General features: G+C 37.8%; 1 protein-coding gene. It reads left to right on the forward strand.

The annotated features are described in order from the left end of the window. A partial coding sequence (locus BN67_RS12355) for a type ISP restriction/modification enzyme (RefSeq protein WP_019224141.1) occupies window positions 1-2,728 on the forward strand: 2,728 nt, incomplete at both ends.

A 2,728-nucleotide genomic window follows, 5' to 3' on the forward strand; every position in this document is an offset into this window, starting at 1 on the left:
TCTTCCGCTGCAAGCAAAACCAGCGCATGCAAGCGCAAGCACTGTATCTCCAATCCGTAAATCGCTTTCCACGCATAATGGACAAACAAGCTTCAACTTTATGGCGGCATTCCCTCGTGCCCTTAAAACGGTTCTGATTAAAAGATCGACCCTTTCTGATTATTGGGGCATTTGGGCGAATAATGTTGCTGAGATTGCACAAAACCATATCAATCATCTTAAAGATATTCTTTCTGATGCGAAAGGCAAAGCGCGATGTGCTTTTGATGCGTTTCATAAGGAATTAAAGAGCAATTTAAACGACAGTCTTACGCAAGAAGAAGCGCTTGAGATGTTAGGACAACATCTTGTCACGCGTCCCGTGTTTGAAGCCTTGTTTGATGGCAATGAATTTGTCCAGAACAATAGCATCTCTCAAGCGATGGAAAGGATTTTAACTGAATTAGATAAAACCGATATCAAGCAGGAGTCTTTAGAATTACAAGGGTTTTATAACAGTGTAAAATTCCGTGCTTCTGGGATTACCGAACCCCATGCAAGACAGAACCTTATTATCAAACTCTATGAGGATTTCTTTTCCAAGGCATTTAAGAAAACCACGGATAGGCTTGGTATTGTTTATACACCCGTTGAAGTTGTTGATTTTATCATTCATTCTGTTGATGATGTGTTGCGCAATGAGTTTGAAACAAGCCTTGGGTCTCGTGATGTTTCTATTCTTGACCCTTTCACTGGAACTGGAACCTTTATCACAAGGCTTTTACAATCTGGACTGATCAAACCCGAGGATATGGAATATAAATTCCGTTATGATATCCATGCCAATGAGATTGTCTTGCTTGCGTACTACATTGCTGCCATTAACATTGAAACAACCTATCATAGTCTTATGAAAGGTGAGTATATCCCTTTCAAGCATATTGGTTTAACGGATACCTTTCAGATGCTTGAAAAGAAAGACTTGCTGCGAGGTATATTCAAAGCGAACAGTGACTATTTGGAACTTCAGAAAAATCTAAACATTCAAGTTATCTTTGGTAATCCTCCTTATTCAACAAAGCAAAAAAACGAAAATGATAATGCAAAGAATACACCTTATCCGATATTAGATGACCGTATTCGTAAAACTTATGCTGCTCAATCGAAAGCAGTTTGTATACACGCACTTTATGATAGTTATATCCGTGCACTTCGTTGGGCGAGTGATCGTATTGATAATGCTGGGGTCATTGGTTTTGTTTCTGGTTCGGGTTATATAGAAAAACCAGCAATGGATAGCTTACGAAAATCTTTAGCTAAAGAATTCACCAGTATTTATGTACTCAACTTACGAGGAGATATTCGTAAAAACATGTTAAGCAATGGGGCAGCTCAAGAAGGCGAAAATGTTTTTGGCAATGGTAGTATGACCGGTATTGCTATAACGCTCTTTATCAAAAATCCTGCTGTTACTGGACCTTGTAAAATTTACTATCATGACATTGGTAATAATCTTACAACAAAAAGGAAACTTGAGATCCTTGACGAATTTGGCAGTATTGTTGGTATTACACGTGAAGACAGTTGGAAAATAATTACACCAGATCAGTATAGCGATTGGATTAATCAACGTGATGAAAGTTTCAAAACATTTTTAGCACTAGGTATTAAAAGAGGACATGATACAAAACTCTTTGAAACCTTTTCGTGTGGTATTGTAACTAGTCGTGACGCTTGGGCATATAACTCGAGCCGTGAGGCGTTAGTGAAGAACATGAGCAATATGATTGGCTTTTATAATAGCGAAGTAGAACGTTTTAATGACGCCTATGAGCATGCTAATCGCGAGACACGTAAAAAGGCTGTAGACAGTTTCGTAAACTCAGATGCAAGTAAAATTAGCTGGAGCCGTGCTATCAAACAGGAATTAAGCAAAGAAAAGCTTTTTACGTTTGAAAATAACTGTCTTACGCAAAGTCTTTATCGCCCTTTTACAAAACAGTGGCTTTATTATAATCGCGCTTTTAATGAAATGGTTTATCAAATGCCGCGCATATTCCCCATAGGGAAAGCCGTTAAAAATAGAGTGATACAGGTTACAGGAGTTGGGGCAAGAAGTGGCTTTTCTGTACTCATGGCTAATACTTTGCCTGATCTTAATGTGATAGATGGTGGTAGTCAATGTTTTCCACGCTATATTTATGAAGAGGCTACGGTTTCAAAAGATAAAAATAAAAAGCAGTCTCATTTATTCGAAAGCTCTATAGAGAACGATGAAACCGTTGATTTACAAAGGCGCGATGCACTCACTGATGAAGGGCTAGAGCATTTTAAAGCCGCTTATCCTGGTGAAACCATAACAAAAGATGATCTCTTTTATTATGTTTACGGTATTTTGCATTCAGAAGATTATCGTGCTCGTTATGCTGATAACCTCTCTAAAGAATTGCCTCGTATCCCTTGTGTGAAAACTGCTGAAGATTTTTGGAAGTTTGTAACAGCAGGACGTGAACTTGAGCACTTGCATGTCAATTATGAAAGCATAAAACCTTATCCAGTGACCTTTAAAAAGGGTGATCCAAAACTGACTGATATTTCCAATCCTGAAGAATTTTATCACGTTACAAAAATGGAATTTGCAAAAATTAAGAAACGTAAGGAAAAAGATAAGTCTACTGTCATTTATAATCGTCATATCACAATGACAGATATCCCTCTTGAATCCTATGACTATATCGTAAATGGCAAA

This window comes from Bartonella rattaustraliani AUST/NH4, assembly GCF_000312565.1.
GTDB lineage: Bacteria > Pseudomonadota > Alphaproteobacteria > Rhizobiales > Rhizobiaceae > Bartonella > Bartonella rattaustraliani.